This window comes from Curtobacterium sp. UCD-KPL2560, assembly GCF_001705035.1.
In the GTDB taxonomy this organism is placed as follows: domain Bacteria; phylum Actinomycetota; class Actinomycetes; order Actinomycetales; family Microbacteriaceae; genus Curtobacterium.
The window spans coordinates 1-16031 of record NZ_MCIG01000070.1; the positions used below are offsets into that span (position 1 = coordinate 1).

Sequence of the window (16031 nt, forward strand, 5' to 3'; positions counted from 1 at the left end):
CCGCTCCCCCACGGAGCCCGGCCTCCCTCCGACAGGAGTCCCATGACGACCGCACCGGCCCAGCCAGGGGCCACCGTCCCCACCAAGCCGAAGCCCGTCGTCCGCGTCGGCGACCGCGTGTTCTCCGCGGCGTCCGTCATCGCGGGTGGCCTGATCCTCTTCGTGCTCGTGCTCGTCGCCGCCTTCCTGGTCTGGCAGAGCATCCCCGCCTTCAGCGCGAAGGTCGGCGAGCTGCCGAACAACGCGACGAACTTCTGGGACTACGTCGGTCCGCTCGTCTTCGGCACGGTCTGGTCCGCGCTCATCGCGCTGGTGATCGCCGTGCCGCTGTCGCTCGGCATCGCGCTCTTCATCTCGCACTACGCGCCGCGCCGCGTGGCCCCGGTCCTCGGCTACGTCATCGACCTGCTGGCAGCGGTGCCGTCGGTCGTCTACGGCCTCTGGGGCATCGTGGTGCTGGCGCCGTTCGTGAAGCCGTTCTACGGGTTCCTCAACGAGCACCTCGGCTGGATCCCGCTCTTCTCCGGCCAGGTCTCCGGCACCGGCCGCACGATCCTCACCGCATCGATCGTCCTCGCGGTGATGGCGATCCCGATCATGACCGCCGTCATGCGTGAGATTTTCCTGCAGGCACCGCGCCTCAACGAGGAGGCCGCCCTGGCCCTCGGTGCGACCCGCTGGGAGATGATCCGCCTGTCGGTCCTGCCGTTCGCCAAGTCCGGGATCGTGTCCGCGATCATGCTCGGGCTCGGCCGCGCGCTCGGCGAGACGATGGCGATCGCGCTCGTGCTGTCGGTGTCGACGAACGTCACCTTCCAGATGCTCACCTCGCTGAACCCGTCGACCATCGCCGCGAACATCGCGCTGCAGTTCGCCGAGGCCTCGGGCACGGCGCTGAACGCCCTCGTCGCGTCCGGCCTGATCCTCTTCGTCATCACCCTGGTCATCAACATGCTGGCGCGCTACATCGTGCGCAAGCGGGTCTCCTGAGAGGTCACGCCCCGATGTCCCTCGCTCTCCGTCAGTCCGGCCTCGCCGGCAACGTCTACGCCAACGGCAAGCTGCACCGGTCCGTGCCGTGGCTCCTGCTCGTCGGCTCCTGGGTCGCCCTGGTCGCGGTCTTCGCGCTCCTGAACGCCGGCGGCTCCGTCAAGGACTTCAACGTCGTCGCGGCACTGTTCCTCGGCACGGTCCTGTTCGACGTGCTCATCGTGGTCGTCTCGCGGATCGTCGAGGGCGGACGCCAGGCGGTCGACCGCCTCATCACCTCGCTCGTCGTCACGGCCTTCGTCATCGCGGTGCTCCCGCTGGTGTCGCTGCTGTGGACGGTCCTCGCGGACGGGCTGGCCCGCTTCGACGCGCAGTTCTTCTCGTACTCGATGCGCGGCGTCATCTCCGAGGGCGGCGGCGCCGTCCACGCCCTGATCGGCACGCTGCAGATCACCCTGTTCGCGGCGCTCATCTCGGTGCCGATCGGCCTCCTCACCTCGATCTACCTCGTCGAGTACGGCAAGGGTGCGCTCGCGAAGGGCATCACGTTCTTCGTGGACGTCATGACGGGCATCCCGTCGATCGTCGCCGGTCTGTTCGCCTACTCGCTGTTCGCGCTCTTCCTCGGCCCCGGTGCCCGCTTCGGCCTGGTCGGCTCGGTCGCCCTGAGCGTCCTGATGATCCCGATCGTCGTGCGTTCCACCGAGGAGGTCCTGAAGATCGTCCCGATGGAGCTCCGCGAGGCCTCGTACGCGCTCGGCGTCCCGAAGTACCTGACGATCCTCAAGATCGTGCTCCCGACGTCCCTCGCCGGCATCACCACGGGCGTGATGCTCTCGATCGCCCGGGTCATCGGCGAGACGGCCCCGCTGCTCGTCACGGCCGGCTTCACCGCGAGCATGAACTACGACCTGTTCAAGGACCCGATGATGACGCTGCCGGTGTTCGCGTACACGCAGTACTCGCAGCAGGGCGCCAACCCGGTGCCGTTCGTCGACCGGGCCTGGACCGCGGCGCTGCTGCTCATCCTCATCGTGATGGTGCTCAACCTGCTGGCCCGCTTCATCACCCGACTCTTCGCCCCCAAGCTGTCGCGCTAGCCGCCGGCAGCGTCCCGCCGCCACCGGCGGGCAGCGCCGTCAGCAGCAGCACCACCCCGGCAACGACCACCCACCCCGAAGGAATCACGTGTCCAAGCGCATCGAGGTCGACGGCCTCAACGTCTACTACTCGAAGTTCAAGGCGGTCGAGGGCGTCGACATGACGATCGAGCCCCGCACCGTGACCGCGTTCATCGGCCCCTCCGGCTGCGGCAAGTCCACCTTCCTCCGCACGCTGAACCGCATGCACGAGGTCATCCCCGGCGCGTACGTCGAGGGTTCCGTGAAGGTCGACGGCGACGACCTGTACGGCGCGGGCGTCGACCCGGTGCTCGTCCGTCGCCAGGTCGGCATGGTGTTCCAGCGTCCGAACCCGTTCCCGACGATGTCGATCAAGGACAACGTCCTCGCGGGCGTGAAGCTCAACAACAAGCGCATCTCGAAGTCGGAGTCGCAGGACATCGTCGAGCGCTCCCTGCAGGGCGCGAACCTGTGGAACGAGGTCAAGGACCGCCTCGACAAGCCCGGCATGGGCCTGTCCGGCGGCCAGCAGCAGCGCCTGTGCATCGCGCGGGCGATCGCGGTGCAGCCGGACGTGCTGCTCATGGACGAGCCCTGCTCGGCGCTCGACCCGATCTCGACCCTCGCCATCGAGGACCTCATCGAGGAGCTCAAGAAGGACTTCACGATCGTGATCGTGACGCACAACATGCAGCAGGCGTCGCGCGTGAGCGACAAGACCGCGTTCTTCAACATCGCGGGCACGGGTGCGCCGGGCAAGCTCATCGAGTACGACGACACCGCGACGATCTTCTCGAACCCGTCGGTGCAGGCCACCGAGGACTACGTCTCGGGTCGCTTCGGGTGATCGGCCGCCCGCCCGTCTGCTGACGGTCGGCCTGGAGGCCCGGTGCACGTCCGCCACGGACGGCACCGGGCCTCCCGCGGTTGCGCCCGGCAACTCCCGCTCCCGGTCCGCTCGCTCGCTCGTTCCCGCCCCCGCCCCCGCTCCCACTCCCACGGATGGAGCAGGAATCGTCGGGTGACGTCAGCGGACCCGACGTCGACTGCTCCATCGACCGACCGCGGATGGAGCAGGAAACGTCGTGTGGCGCCGACGGACCCGACGTCGACTGCTCCATCGACGGGACGGTGCGCGCGCGGACCGTCCCCCGGAGGCCGACACGCGCGGTGACAGGCGGGCACGACGTCCCCGGAGCGCACGAGCGCGCTCCGGGGACGTCGGACGAGCCCGGTCAGGGGGACGAGCCGGGTCAGGCCTGGTTCGTGGGGACGGCCATGAGCGGCGTCGTGGTCGGCTGGTCCGACCCGCCCGCCGGCTCGACGGTCATGCCGATCGACGCGCCCTTCGCCAGAGTGCCGTCGAGGACCGCGGTGTGCACGCCGTCGGGAGCCGCATCGACGAGTCCGGCCGGCTTGACCTTGCCGTTCGTGCCCTCGGCGTCGATGTACCAGAGCTCGTACGTGTGCCCGGACGGTGCCGACTGGACGCCGTCGAGGATGACGGCCGACTTGCCGACCTCGTGCGACCAGATGACCGTCGCCGTTCCGCCGCCGGGGACCGCTGCGGTCGTGCGACCGAAGTCCCGCGCGGCGTAGATGCTGTCGATCGTGCCCGAGGCCTGCGTGGTGCCCGGTCCGGACTGCTCGTCCTGGCCGATGACCCCGCCGACGCCGAGCCCGACGCCGAGGAAGACGACCGCGACCGCTGCCGCTGCCGACAGGGCAGCCGCGGGGCGCTGGAACCAGCGACGACGTGCGGCTGCGGTCGCGCGGCCCTCGGCCACGGAGCCGTCACCGCGACGGATGCGGGTGTCGCCCGCGGCGCTGTCGCGTGCAGTCGGGAGTTCCGAGACGGGCGCGAGGTCGTCGTCCCGGGCCGGGGCGTCGTCGGACGCGGCCGACGTGGCGGCGGCGGGGCGCGCCTCCACGCCGGATGCGGCGTCCTGCGCACCGGAGGCCGCAGCACCCAGGGCGGGGACCTGCGGGGTCCGCGCGATCTGGGCCATGAGCGACGCCTTCAGCGCAGCCGGGGGCTCGATCGGCTCGACCGCGTAGGCAAGCTGCAGCGCGGTCTCGCGCAGCGAATCGGTCTCGGCCTGCAGTTCGGGGGCCGTGGTGAGCGCGTGCTCCAGGAGTGCGCGCTCGTCGTCCGACAGGGCGTCCAGCGCGTGGGACCCGGTGAGCAGCGCGGGGTCGTCGTGGCGTTCGGTCATGACGTCACCCCCATCTCGTCTCGGAGTCGGATCATCCCGTCACGGAGACGGGTCTTGACGGTGCCGATCGGGACACCGAGCCGTTCGGCCATCTCGCTGTGCGAGTAGCCGCCGTAGTACGCGAGCTGCACCGCCTGGCGCTGGAACTCGGTGAGCTTGCCGAGCGCCCGGCTGACCCGCTCGTGCTCGATGCGGATCTCGACGGACTCGGACACCTGGTCGAACCCGGACTCGAGGTCACGGATGCCGATCTTGGTGTCCCGGTCGTGCGAGGCCTGCGAGGCCCGCACCCGGTCGACCGCTCGGCGGTGCGCCATGGTGAGGACCCAGCTGGCCGCGGTGCCGCGAGCCCGGTCGAAGCGGGTGGCCTGCTGCCAGACCTCGAGGAAGACCTCCTGCGTGACCTCTTCCGACTGTGCACGGTCCCGGAGCAGGCGCGTGACGAGTCCGAGCACGCGTCCGGACAGGGCGTCGTACAGTTCGGCGAAGGCCGCCTGGTCTCCGGCGGCGACGCGGACGAGCAGGTCGTCCGGCGACGCGGGGGCGGGCTCGTCCGAGCGCCAGGTCTCCGTGTCGCGTTCCACGAGGGCAAGCATTGCAGGTTTCCCCCCTCTCGGTTGCGGTCGGCGCCGACCCTCGGAGTCGGTTCGCAGGTCGGGTGCAGGTGTCGTGTTCCTCGCGGCGGCGTTCGGTGGGTACAGGGGCGGGGGCCGCAGGACCCGCAGGGAATTGACCGGCGGGTACCGGACCGGGTCACACGAGCCCCCGCTGCGACGTCCGCGAGGAGCGTCACACCAGTTGTTCGGTGCGGGGGCTGCGGCGGATTGGGGCGATCTGCGGTCGGCGCCGCTGGGCCCGGCGGTGTGGCTGCCTGCGGCTTGTCGGCGGGCCTGACCGTGTGCCTGTCGGCGGGCCTGACCGTGCGCCTGTCGCCGGGCCTGACCGTGCGCCTGTCGCCGGGCCTGGCCGTGTGCCGGTCGGCGGGCCTGTCCGCGGCACGCCCGACCGCGCTCCGTGTCCACCGAGAGTGAACACGCGCACACGCGCAGCGGGTGTCTCGTACAGTTGGTGTCGCCGGGCCGCAGCAAGCCCCGGGCTCCAAAATTCGCCGCTTCGAGCGGCCTCGCGCCGAGAGGCGCTTCTGCGGCCCGGTCTTCGCATGTCCGGGGGCCGGTCGGTCGGTTCCGGCTGTCGACTCGGGTCGGTCTGCCGCCGTCGCTGCGTCGGTCTTCCGCCGTCGTGCGTCGATCGTCCGCCGTCGGTTCGTCGGTTCGTCGGTCTGGAGGCGCGGCGTGCTCCGGGCTCCCGGGTCACGTCATGGGGCGGTCGGCAGGGCGATCCGCCCCGCGGCAGGCGGTCAGTCCAGGCTGTCGCGGCGCCAGAGCGACGCGGCCTCGGTCAGGTCCGCCGCGAGCTCGACGAGTCGCAGGGCCCGCTGCGTCAGCTCGGCGGCCCGGTCCCCCGCGGTCAGGTCGGCGTCGTCCGCCACCGAGGTCGCACCGGCCGCCGTCAGCCGACAGAACGCCGCACCACGATCGAGCGCCACCGCGAGGTCGCCCGTGTACAGACCGTGCAGGATGCGGTCGGCGAGCGTGAGGATCTCCGCCGGACCCGTGGGCTGCTCGGCACCCGCCACCGCCTGGTCGATCGTGCCGATCCGCTCGGCGCCGCGCTGGAAGAAGTACGCGATCTCGTCGGGGTTCTGCCGGATCACCGTCCGCACCAGGTAGATGCGCCACAGCGCCCCCGGCAGGGTGTGCGCCCCGACGCGCGCCCACAGTTCGGCGATCGCGTCGATGCCGTGCACGTCCGTGTAGGTGACGAGCCGCTCGACCACGGCCGGGTCCGGGTCCTGACGCACCCGGTGCAGCAGCGCGTTCGCCGTCTCGTGCGCCACCCGGTTCACGACCGCGGGGTCCTCGCCACCCGGGAGCGCGGCGAACTCCTGGTCGGTGAAGTGGACGGGACGGTGGTGATCGCGAGGCACCCGGGCAGTGTAGGCGCGGCCGGTGACGCCGACGCCTGCCGTTCGCCGAGAACGCAACCGGCCGGATCCGCGTACCGTACTCGCGCAGGGAGGAACCTCTCCCGCACGTCGACAAGAGGAAGCTCCATGAACGCCCTGCTCGTCATCCTGGCCGTGATCGCGGTCGTCCTGCTGTTCGTCGGTGGCTTCACCGCGAGCCTGAAGTTCCTGCTGTGGGTCGGCATCGTGCTGCTCGTCATCGCGGTGGTCATGTGGCTCCTCCGCACCCTGACGGGCCGGCGCAGCTGAGTCGTCCCGCACCCGCACGAACGAGAGGCCCTCACCCGCTAGCCTTGCGGGTGAGGGCCTCTAGCTCAGTTGGTAGAGCACCGGACTTTTAATCCGAGGGTCGTGGGTTCGAGCCCCACGGGGCCCACCCCACAGTCTCCCGAGCTCCGCCCTTTTCATCCGAGGGTCGTGGGTTCGAGCCCCACGGGGCCCACCCCAAAGTCTCCCGAGCTCCGCCTTTTCATCCGAGGGTCGTGGGTTCGAGCCCCACGGGGCCCACCCCACAGTCTCCCGAGCTCCGCCTTTTCATCCAAGGGTCGTGGGTTCGAGCCCCACGGGGCCCACCCCTTCTCCTGATCTCTGGCCCGCGCGAGCAGCACTCCCGGCCCGTTCGGGGTACAACCCGGGTTCAGCATGTTCATGGTGCGCACATCGCACAGTCCAGTCCCCGTTCAGCGGTTTGCCGATCTGTCGCCGATAGTGTCGTCTCCGGTCCCGACCACCGGGATCACGAGACACCAGCACCACGAGAACGAACGGGGTACACCGTGACCGAGCACATCGACGCCACGCGAGCCAGCACCACCGGTGACGCGCGCCGCATCGTCGAGCTCGCCGCAGCGACGAACACCAGCATGAGCAACCAGCTCCTCCTCGACACCCTGCGCCGCAACGCGCAGGTCACCGCACGGCACATCCGCGACGACTTCGTCGAGGTCGCGACCGCCACGACCGTCCTCGGCTACGTCTGCCGTCAGCAGTCCGAGTACGTCGCGCTCCGCGGGGACGACCCGGCCTGGGCGCAGGAGGTCGGCCGCTACGGCACCGAGGCGCTCGCGATCGAGGCGCTCCGCATGCGCCGCGCCTGAGCGGCGACCGCGGTTCCCGAGCCGGCGCGCAGCCGCCCACAGCCCCGGTCCAGACGACGAGGGCGCGACCGACGGCAGTCCGACAACCGGACCCTTCCCGCGCCCGGCACCACAGTGCCCACAGCGCGCACAGGGCACGCACGGCCCACAGCACGCATCGCACACCGCACACGACGAAGGCCACCCCGCGGGGTGGCCTTCGTCGTGTGGTCGCCGGTGTCGTACCGGCCCGTCCGTCAGGACCAGACGCGGCGGATCCCCCACGTACCGGTCCACGACTCGTCGGGCTCGAGCCACCGCAGCCCCTCGCCGGAGTTCAGCGCGTTCGCCGGCGCGGTCATCGGCTCGACGGCCACGGCGAGCCCGGTGCCCTCCCCGCGCGGGAACTCGCGCGAGGTGAACACCTGCACGTACGGGAACGACGCGTCCTGCCACAGCTCGACACCGTCACCCTCGGGGCCGCGCAACGTCGTGCGCCGCACACCCTCGGCGTCGGGCGTGACGTCCCGGTACGCGGTGTCGAGGTCGGCGTCCCCCGCGCGCACCCCGCCGCGGAGGTCGTAGGGCGTCCCCGCGACGTCGACGGTGCCGTCCGGGATCTTGTGCTCGTCGACCGTGAAGGCCGTCGCGGCGTCCAGGGTCACGACGAGGTCCTCGGCGGGGGTGTCGCCGGCGCGGAGGTAGGGGTGCGCCCCGACCGCGAACGGAGCCCGAACGCCGGAGCGGTTCACGATCGTGTGGGTCACCCGGATCCCGTCGTCGACGAGCTCGTGGTGCACGCGGGTCTCGAGGGTGAACGGCCACCCGTGCTGCGGGTGGATCGTCGCCTGCTGCTCGATCCCCGACTCGGTCTGCGACACCACGCGGTACGGCGAGAACCGCAGCAGCCCGTGGGATGCGTTGCCGTACTTGGGCTCGGTGACGTCCAACTGCTGGCGCTTGCCGTCGAGCTCCCACACGGCGCCGGCGACCCGGTTCGGCCACGGCACGAGCACGATGCCGTCCGCGCCGGGCGGCAGCGAGGTCACCGGGAACGGCTCGGTGAGGTCGAAGCCCGCGACCCGGAGTTCGCGGATGCCCGCGGCGACCTCGGTGACGACGGCCTCGACGACGCCGTCCGGTCCGGCGTGGTGGAGGCGGTACTGCCCTCCGGTCGGTGCTGCTGCGGTCATGCGGTGTCGTCCTTCCCTGCGGGTCGGTCTGGTGCTGGTGTCGGAGTCGGTCCGTCTGCCGGTGGCGCTCCCCCGTCGGCGACGACCACCTCGACCCCGGCGGACCGGACCCGTTCGACCGCCTCGGCCGGGGCGTCCGCGGTGACGACCACGTCGATGTCCCGGAGTGCCCGGACGACACCGAGGTGTGCCCGGTCGAACTTCGATCCGTCGACCACCACGACCGTACGCCGTGCGGTCGCGGCGAGCATCCGCTTGGCCTCGGCCTCGGGCAGGTTGACGTTGGTGAGCCCGTGCTCGACGTCGAGCCCCGTCCCGCCGAGGAACGCCACGTCGGCGGCGATCATCGGCAGCACGGCGTTGTTCAGCGGTGCGACCAGGGAGTGCTGGAGCGGACGCAGGGTCCCGCCGGTCACCACGACCGTGAACCGCGGCACGGCGCGTTCGAGCGCCAGTGCGGTCGTCAGCGAGTTCGTCACGACGGTCACGTCGACCAGGTCGGCGCGGGCCACGAGCGCCTCGGCCACGGCGGCGGGCGTCGTCCCGACGTCGAGGACCACGCACTGCCCGGACCGGACGAGGTCGGCCGCAGCGCGGCCGATCGCGGCCTTCGCGACCTGGTGCTCGACCGCGGTCTCCTCGAGGGGGCGCTCGCCCGGACCGGCCCCGAGGCGGACCGCACCGCCGCGCACCCGCCGGATCCGCGCCTCCAGGTCGAGTGTGGCGAGGTCCTGGCGGACCGTCACCTCACTCGTGCCCAGGGCGGCGGCGAGCGATGCCGTGCGGACGAGTCCGGGCGCGCCCTCGACGATCGACACGATCCGGTCCTGCCGGAGCGGCGCTGGCAGGGATCCGGCGAGGAAGAGGTCGTCGTCGCGCACCGGGCTAGCTTCGCGCACTTCCGCAGGCTTTCGCAACGCTTCGGTTGCTTGCTAGTGTGAGCCGGTGATCACCAAGCGCGTGACGACGCTCGCCGACGGCCGCGAGCTCATCTACTTCGACGACGCCGACACGCAGCTGCCCGCCGAGCGCAGCATCGACGCGCGTGTCCTCGACCCCCGACCCGAGACCGCGCGGATGCGGCAGGACGTCCTCACGGGCGAGTGGGTGTCGATCGCGGCGAGCCGGCAGAACCGGGTGTTCCTGCCGCCGGCCGACCAGGACCCGCTCGCGCCGCAGACGCCCGCGAACCCCTCCGAGATCCCGAGCCGCTACGACGTCGCGGTGTTCGAGAACCGGTCGCCGTCCTTCGGCCCCCTGCTCGAGGCAGACGACGCCCCCGAGTCGCTCGAGTCGCTGTCCGACGTCGGCCTGAACCGACAGCTCCGGAGCGTCGGTCGGTGCGAGGTCGTGTGCTTCTCACCCGCGACCGAGGGCTCCTTCGCGTCGATCACGGAGTCGCGCGCGCGCACCGTCGTCGAGGCCTGGGCGGACCGCACCGCTGCCCTGTCGGCGATGCCCGGCATCCAGCAGGTGTTCCCGTTCGAGAACCGCGGCGAGGCGATCGGCGTCACGCTGCACCACCCGCACGGGCAGATCTACTCGTACCCGTACGTCACCCCGCGCACGCAGCGTCTGCTCGCGTCGATCGAGCGCTTCGGCCCCGACCTGTTCGAGCAGCACCTGGCGAACGAGCGGGCCTCGGAGCGCGTGGTGCTGCAGGGCGAGCACTTCACGGCCTTCGTGCCGTTCGCCGCGCGCTGGCCGATCGAGGTCCACATGCTGCCGCACCGGCACGTGCCGGACTTCGCCGGGCTGACCGACCCCGAGAAGGACGAGCTCGCGTCGATGCACCTCCGCCTGACCCGCGGGCTCGACGCGCTGTACGACACCCCGACGCCGTACATCGCCGCCTGGCACCAGGCCCCGGTCCACGTCGGCCGGGACACCGTGCGGCTCATGCTGCAGATCACGTCGCCGCGTCGTGCGGCGGACAAGCTGAAGTTCCTGGCCGGCAGCGAAGCCGCCATGGGCGCCTGGATCGGGGACCTCGTGCCCGAGAAGGCCGCCGAGTTCATCCGAGGAGGGATCGAGCGCGCATGACGTTCCAGCAGGTCTACGGGTACGAGCCGGCAGTGCGGTACTCCGCACCCGGTCGCGTCAACCTCATCGGCGAGCACACCGACTACAACGACGGCTACGTGCTGCCGTTCGCGATCGACCGCCGCACGGTCGCGTCGATCACCCCGCGCGAGGACCGCCTGATCCGCGTCGCCTCGGCCTTCGAGCCGGACGCGGTGCACGAGCTGTCCCTCGACGAGCTCGACCCGTCGCGCATGGACGGCTGGTCGGCGTACGTCTTCGGCATCGCCTGGGCGCTCCGCGAGCAGGCCGGTGCGGACCTGTCCGGCGTGACCGGGTTCGACGTGTTCATCGACTCCGACGTGCCGGTGGGCGCGGGGCTCTCGTCGAGCGCCGCGATCGAGTGCGGCGTCGCACTGGCGTTCACCGACCTCTGGGACCTCGGGCTCTCGCGCAAGCAGCTGGCGCGCGTCGGGCAGTACTCCGAGAACCACGCCGTCGGCGCCCCGACCGGGATCATGGACCAGTCCGCGTCGCTCCTCGGCGAGCAGGACGCGGTCGTGTTCCTGGACTGCCGCACCCTCGACACCGCCGTGGTCGACCTGGCGCTCGAGGCGAACGGCCTCGAGGTCCTCGTGGTCGACACCCGCGTCGAGCACGCACACGCCACGGGCGGGTACAAGGCCCGGCGCGACTCGTGCGAGCGCGGTGCGGCGGCGATGGGCGTCGAGGCGCTGCGCGACCTGTCGGTCGACGACCTCCCGCGTGCCCAGGAGCTGCTCGACGACGAGACCTTCCGACGCGTCCGGCACGTCGTCACCGAGGACCAGCGCGTCCTCGACACCGTCCGCACGCTGCGCGAGCAGGGACCGCGCGCGATCGGCGACCTGCTCGTCGCCTCGCACGCCTCGATGCGCGACGACTTCGAGATCTCGGTGCCGGAGCTCGACCTGGCCGTCTCGACCGCGATGGAGCACGGTGCCGTCGGCGCGCGCATGACCGGCGGCGGCTTCGGTGGTGCCGCGATCGCGCTGGTCGACCGGGAGGCGCGTGACCGCGTCTCCGCGGCCGTCACCGCCGCGTTCGCCGCGGCCGGGTACCGCGAGCCGAACGTGTTCACCGTGCACGCGGCGCAGGGCGCGCGGCGCGACTGACGTCTGCGGGGCGCGCGCTTGGCGCGCGCGGCGCGCTTGGCGCGCGGTGCGCGCTTGGCGCGCGGCGCGCGCTTGGCGCGCGCGGCGCGAAGCGCGCGCTGCGGTTCGAACTGCCTCAGCACAACAGGAAGCAGCTCGCACCACGGAATTCCGTGGTGCGAGCTGCTTCCTGTTGTGCGGGACGCGCGGACGTCGTCCGGCAGCGAGACGGCGGACGGGAGGCGCGTGGCGGGCCCCAGCCGCGCCTCCCGCACGGCGGGCTGGCGGCTCACCGGCATCGTGAAAGCGACAGATCCTGGCGGATGTTCCGCCAGGATCTGTCGCTTCCGCGAGGAGGACGGCGAACGGCGGGCGTGATCTGTCGCTTCCGCATGGGAGACGACCGACGCCGGCGCCAACGCCGGGCGCAGGCCCCGCCGACCGCACCCGCGCGCAGGCCCCACCGACCGCAGCCGAGCGCCGGCGCCAGCACCAGCACCAGCGCGAGCGCAGGCGAGCGCCGACCCCGCCGAGCGCACCCGAGCGCCCCCGCCCGCCTAGTGCAGGTGGCGCTCCGCGGCCTCGACCACGTTCTTCATGAGCATCGCGCGGGTCATCGGGCCGACCCCGCCCGGCGTCGGCGACAGGAACCCGGCGACCGACGCGACCGCGGGGTCGACGTCGCCGCGGAGCTTCGCCTTGCCGGTGCCCTCGTCGAGGACCCGGCTGATGCCGACGTCGATCACGGCCGCACCGGGCTTGACCCAGTCCGGCTGCACGAGTCCGGCGACCCCGGCCGCGGCGACGATGATGTCAGCGCGACGGCACTCGGCCGCGACGTCCTCGGTCAGCGAGTGCGTCAGGGTCGCGGTGGCCTCGAGGCGGGTGAGCAGCAGGCCGAGCGGCCGGCCGACGGTCAGCCCCTGCCCGATGATCGTGACGTGCCGACCGCGGATCGGGACGTCGTACGCCTCGAGCATCGCGACGATGCCGCGCGGGGTGCACGGCAGCGGGGCGTCGATCGTGCCCGCACCACCGGGGACCGCGAGGACGAGCTCGCCGAGGTTCGTCGGGTGCAGGCCGTCGGCGTCCTTGGCGGGGTTCATCAGCTCGAGCATCGGGATGGGGTCGATGCCCTGCGGGAGCGGCAGCTGCACGATGAACGCGGTGACCCGGGGGTCGTCGTTCATCTGCAGGATCGCCGCGCGGATGTCCGCCGCACTCGCGGTCTCGGGCAGGTCGATGCGGATCGAGTCGAGCCCGATCTGCGCCGAGTCACGGTGCTTGCCCGCGACGTACGACACCGAGCCGGGGTTCTGCCCGACCATGATCGTGCCGAGTCCGGGCCGGAAGCCGTGGTCGTGCAACCGGTCGATGCGGACCTTCAGGTCGTCGAGCGTGCGGGCGGCGAGGGCGGTGCCGTCGATGCGGACGGCAGAGCCCTCCCCCGCCCACAGCGCGCGCGGCAGGTCGGCCACGGCGCCCTCCACGCGACCATCGGCCACGGCGCCGCTCACGCGTAGAGCGGGAACGCGTCGGTCAGGGCCTTCACCCGGGCCGAGAGCGCTGCGACGTCCGGGTTCGGCATGAGCGTCAGCGCGATGACGTCCGCCACCTCGGCGAACTCGGCGTCGCCGAAGCCGCGGGTCGCCAGCGCCGAGGTGCCGATGCGGACACCCGAGGTGACCATCGGCGGGCGCGGGTCGAACGGCACGGAGTTGCGGTTCACGGTGATGCCGACCTCGTGCAGGAGGTCCTCGGCCTGCTTGCCGTCGACCTCGGACTCGCGCAGGTCGACGAGCACCAGGTGCACGTCGGTGCCGCCGGTGAGGACGTCGATGCCGGCGGCCTTGGCGTCGGGCTGCGTGAGCCGGGCGGCGAGCGCCTGCGCACCGCGGATGGTGCGCTCCTGGCGGTCCTTGAACTCCGGGGTGCCGGCGAGGAGGAACGCGGTGGCCTTCGCCGCGATGACGTGCATCAGCGGGCCGCCCTGCTGGCCCGGGAACACAGCCGAGTTGAGCTTCTTGAACAGCGTCTCGTCGTTCGACAGGATGATGCCCGAGCGGGGACCGGCGAGCGTCTTGTGCACGGTCGACGACACGACGTGTGCGTGCGGGACGGGCGAGGGGTGCAGACCCGCGGCGACGAGACCGGCGAAGTGCGCCATGTCGACCCAGAGCTTCGCGCCGACCTCGTCGGCGATCTCGCGGAACTTGGCGAAGTCGAGCTGCCGGGGGTACGCCGACCAACCCGCGATGAGGACCTTCGGCTGGTGCTCGATCGCCTTGGCGCGGATGTCGTCGTAGTCGACCTCGAAGGTCTCGGGGTCGACGCCGTACGAGACCGCGTTGTAGATGCGGCCGGAGAAGTTGAGCTTCATGCCGTGGGTCAGGTGCCCGCCGTGTGCGAGCTCGAGGCCGAGGATGGTGTCCCCGGCGCTGGCGATGGCGTGCAGGACCGCGGCGTTCGCGGTGGCACCGGAGTGCGGCTGCACGTTCGCGTACGCGGCGCCGAACAGGGCCTTCGCACGGTCGATGGCGAGCTGCTCGGCGACGTCGACGTACTCGCAGCCGCCGTAGTAGCGCTTGCCGGGGTAGCCCTCGGCGTACTTGTTCGTGAGCACCGAGCCCTGGGACTCGAGGATCGCGCGCGGCACGAAGTTCTCGGACGCGATCATCTCGAGGAAGTCGCGCTGCCGGCCGAGCTCCTGCTGCAGGACGGCGGCGATCTCCGGGTCGACCTCGGAGAGGGGGGCGTTGAAGGACGACTGGGTCGCGGTGGGCGACAGGTCGGTGATGGACACGGGACTCCTCGTTGTCGTTCCGTCGCGCGCGTGCACGACGTGGTGGACGGTTGGGCGCGGCCCAGGCGTACGGCTGCGCTCCGTGTCAGGTGTCGCTCCCCGATGGTGACCCATCCAACGCCAGTCGCGACCCCCCGATCGTACCGAGCGGCCCGGTCCGTGTCACCCTTGTCCACATGAACCCGAGCAGCCTCGTCGTCGCATGAGCCTGGCGAGCCCCGACCTCGACGAGCGCACCGACCTGCGCGCCCGCCACGACGTCCCGTGGACGACCGTGGTGTGGGACGACCCGGTGAACCTCATGTCGTACGTCACCTACGTCTTCCAGACGTACTTCGGGTTCGGGCGCGACCGGGCCGACCGGCTGATGCGGCAGGTGCACGAGGACGGCCGGGCGGTCGTCGCGTCGGGTGCCCGCGAGGCGATGGAACGCCACGTCGAGGCGATGCACGGCTACGGCCTCCAGGCGACCGTCGAACGCGCACCGGGAGCGGACGCGTGATCCCGTTCGTCCGCCGCGCCGACGGCCTGCACCTCGGGATGTCCTCCGGCGAGCGCAGCGTCCTCGCGAGCCTCGTCGAGCAGCTGCAGCAGGTGCTCGAGGGCGACCTGGCCGCCGACCCGGTGTCGGCGCGGATGTTCCCCGAGGCCTACCCGGGTGACGCCGAGGCGAGCGCGGAGTTCGCGAAGTACACCCGCTCCGACCTGCTCGCACAGAAGACGACGAACGCGGGCACCGTGCACGCCTGGCTGACGGGTGCCCGCGACGGCGCCCTGACCGCCGAGGACGAGCAGGCCTGGCTGCGCGCCCTGACCGACCTGCGGCTGACGATCGCCGAGCGGCTCGGCATCGTGGACGCCGCCTCCGAGGAGGCGTCGTACACCGGTGACGCCGGTGTCGGCCTCCGTGACGTGTACGACTGGGTCGGGTACGTGCAGGAACACCTGGTCACCTCGCTCACCTCCCAGCGCTGACGGACGGACGGGAGGCGCGGCCCACCCCCGCCCCGTCGGTCACCCCGTCAGCTCCCCGCGGTGGACGGACGGGAGGCCCGCCCCGGCTCCGCCGCACCGGGTCACTCCATCAGCTCCCCGCGGTGGTCCGCCGCCCACTCCCGGAGGGATCGGGGCGCGGTGCCCGTGATCCGGGTCACGTCGTCGCTCATCACGTCGACGCCGTCGAGGCCGCGGCGGAGCACCCGGCCGAACTGCTGGCGCAGCCCCTCGGCCTGCCACGCGGGCACCCCGCCGGCCCGGACCACCGCGCGGTACACCCGGCTCGGCAGGTGCAGCGGGCGGACGCGTCGGCCGAGCCCGGCGGAGAGCTCACCGGCGATGCCCGCGGCGTCGAGCGCGCGCGGACCGGTGAGGACGGGTTCGGTGCCGTCGTGGTCGTCGCTCGTCAGCACTGCGGCCGCGGTCCGGGCGATGTCGACGGTGTCGATCCAGCC

16 protein-coding genes, 1 tRNA gene, 1 pseudogene and 1 riboswitch are annotated in these 16031 nt (G+C 71.9%); of the genes and pseudogenes, 10 read left to right on the forward strand and 8 right to left on the reverse strand.

Annotation, left to right across the window (positions count from 1 at the left end; genetic code table 11):
• Positions 1 to 42: 42 nt before the first annotated feature.
• The 3 genes from pstC to pstB all read left to right on the forward strand — a co-directional run bounded on the left by pstC (position 43) and on the right by pstB (position 2958).
• Positions 43 to 990 carry a phosphate ABC transporter permease subunit PstC gene (gene pstC, locus BEP24_RS13410; RefSeq protein ID WP_065964220.1) on the forward strand — a complete coding sequence of 316 codons (948 nt, stop codon included), beginning with the start codon at positions 43 to 45 and terminating at the stop codon, positions 988 to 990.
• Positions 991 to 1004: 14 nt separating this feature from the next.
• Entirely contained in the window at positions 1005 to 2090 is a 1086-nt protein-coding gene (pstA, locus tag BEP24_RS13415; RefSeq protein ID WP_065964222.1) for a phosphate ABC transporter permease PstA, read from the forward strand.
• An 88-nt stretch (positions 2091 to 2178) separates the two neighbouring features.
• Entirely contained in the window at positions 2179 to 2958 is a 780-nt protein-coding gene (gene pstB, locus BEP24_RS13420) for a phosphate ABC transporter ATP-binding protein PstB (protein ID WP_065964227.1), read from the forward strand.
• A 406-nt stretch (positions 2959 to 3364) separates the two neighbouring features.
• Here pstB and BEP24_RS13425 read toward each other — a convergent pair whose 3' ends face one another.
• The 3 genes from BEP24_RS13425 to BEP24_RS13435 all read right to left on the reverse strand — a co-directional run bounded on the left by BEP24_RS13425 (position 3365) and on the right by BEP24_RS13435 (position 6314).
• Entirely contained in the window at positions 3365 to 4327 is a 963-nt protein-coding gene (locus BEP24_RS13425) for an anti-sigma factor (RefSeq protein ID WP_065964229.1), read from the reverse strand.
• Positions 4324 to 4923, reverse strand: a complete 600-nt coding sequence (gene sigK / locus BEP24_RS13430; protein WP_065964231.1) for an ECF RNA polymerase sigma factor SigK — start codon at positions 4921 to 4923, stop codon at positions 4324 to 4326. The genes BEP24_RS13425 and sigK overlap by 4 nt, the downstream gene beginning before the upstream one ends.
• Positions 4924 to 5684: 761 nt before the next feature.
• On the reverse strand, positions 5685 to 6314 hold the full coding sequence (locus tag BEP24_RS13435) for a DNA-directed RNA polymerase subunit beta (protein ID WP_065964232.1): 630 nt from the start codon (positions 6312 to 6314) through the stop codon (positions 5685 to 5687).
• A 126-nt stretch (positions 6315 to 6440) separates the two neighbouring features.
• Between BEP24_RS13435 and BEP24_RS17145 the strand changes: the two genes are divergently transcribed.
• The 3 genes from BEP24_RS17145 to BEP24_RS13445 all read left to right on the forward strand — a co-directional run bounded on the left by BEP24_RS17145 (position 6441) and on the right by BEP24_RS13445 (position 7450).
• On the forward strand, positions 6441 to 6602 hold the full coding sequence (locus BEP24_RS17145; RefSeq protein ID WP_139197360.1) for a DUF2207 domain-containing protein: 162 nt from the start codon (positions 6441 to 6443) through the stop codon (positions 6600 to 6602).
• A gap of 54 nt (positions 6603 to 6656) precedes the next feature.
• Positions 6657 to 6729 (forward strand) — tRNA-Lys (locus tag BEP24_RS13440).
• Positions 6730 to 7129: 400 nt separating this feature from the next.
• Positions 7130 to 7450 carry a hypothetical protein gene (locus BEP24_RS13445; RefSeq protein ID WP_065964234.1) on the forward strand — a complete coding sequence of 107 codons (321 nt, stop codon included), beginning with the start codon at positions 7130 to 7132 and terminating at the stop codon, positions 7448 to 7450.
• A gap of 236 nt (positions 7451 to 7686) precedes the next feature.
• Here the strand turns inward: BEP24_RS13445 and BEP24_RS13450 are convergent, their stop codons facing one another.
• Positions 7687 to 8622: an aldose 1-epimerase family protein gene (locus tag BEP24_RS13450; RefSeq protein ID WP_065964236.1), complete on the reverse strand. Its 936-nt coding sequence runs from the start codon at positions 8620 to 8622 to the stop codon at positions 7687 to 7689.
• A complete protein-coding gene (locus BEP24_RS13455; RefSeq protein ID WP_065964239.1) occupies positions 8619 to 9503 on the reverse strand; it encodes a DeoR/GlpR family DNA-binding transcription regulator in 885 nt (294 codons plus the stop codon). Before BEP24_RS13455 ends, BEP24_RS13450 begins: the two co-directional genes overlap by 4 nt.
• A gap of 64 nt (positions 9504 to 9567) precedes the next feature.
• Between BEP24_RS13455 and galT the strand changes: the two genes are divergently transcribed.
• Together galT and galK are read left to right on the forward strand one after the other, a co-directional pair.
• A complete protein-coding gene (gene galT, locus BEP24_RS13460) occupies positions 9568 to 10665 on the forward strand; it encodes a galactose-1-phosphate uridylyltransferase (RefSeq protein WP_065964244.1) in 1098 nt (365 codons plus the stop codon).
• The gene (galK, locus tag BEP24_RS13465; RefSeq protein ID WP_065964246.1) at positions 10662 to 11798 is read left to right on the forward strand and encodes a galactokinase; all 1137 of its coding nucleotides are present in this window, start codon (positions 10662 to 10664) and stop codon (positions 11796 to 11798) included. The genes galT and galK overlap by 4 nt, the downstream gene beginning before the upstream one ends.
• A gap of 536 nt (positions 11799 to 12334) precedes the next feature.
• Here the strand turns inward: galK and BEP24_RS13470 are convergent.
• The gene (locus BEP24_RS13470; protein ID WP_065964252.1) at positions 12335 to 13234 is read right to left on the reverse strand and encodes a tetrahydrofolate dehydrogenase/cyclohydrolase catalytic domain-containing protein; all 900 of its coding nucleotides are present in this window, start codon (positions 13232 to 13234) and stop codon (positions 12335 to 12337) included.
• A gap of 56 nt (positions 13235 to 13290) precedes the next feature.
• Positions 13291 to 14574, reverse strand: coding sequence for a serine hydroxymethyltransferase (gene glyA, locus BEP24_RS13475; protein WP_171898819.1), 1284 nt, complete (start codon positions 14572 to 14574; stop codon positions 13291 to 13293).
• A 58-nt stretch (positions 14575 to 14632) separates the two neighbouring features.
• Positions 14633 to 14718: riboswitch (ZMP/ZTP riboswitch) on the reverse strand.
• Between the two features lie 64 nt (positions 14719 to 14782).
• Between glyA and clpS the strand changes: the two genes are divergently transcribed.
• Both clpS and BEP24_RS13485 read left to right on the forward strand, forming a co-directional pair.
• Positions 14783 to 15082: an ATP-dependent Clp protease adapter ClpS gene (gene clpS, locus BEP24_RS13480; RefSeq protein ID WP_065964248.1), complete on the forward strand. Its 300-nt coding sequence runs from the start codon at positions 14783 to 14785 to the stop codon at positions 15080 to 15082.
• The gene (locus BEP24_RS13485) at positions 15079 to 15555 is read left to right on the forward strand and encodes a DUF2017 family protein (RefSeq protein WP_065964250.1); all 477 of its coding nucleotides are present in this window, start codon (positions 15079 to 15081) and stop codon (positions 15553 to 15555) included. Before clpS ends, BEP24_RS13485 begins: the two co-directional genes overlap by 4 nt.
• A 101-nt stretch (positions 15556 to 15656) precedes the next feature.
• Here BEP24_RS13485 and BEP24_RS17685 read toward each other — a convergent pair.
• Positions 15657 to 16031, reverse strand: a pseudogene (locus BEP24_RS17685) (hypothetical protein); the annotation flags it as partial.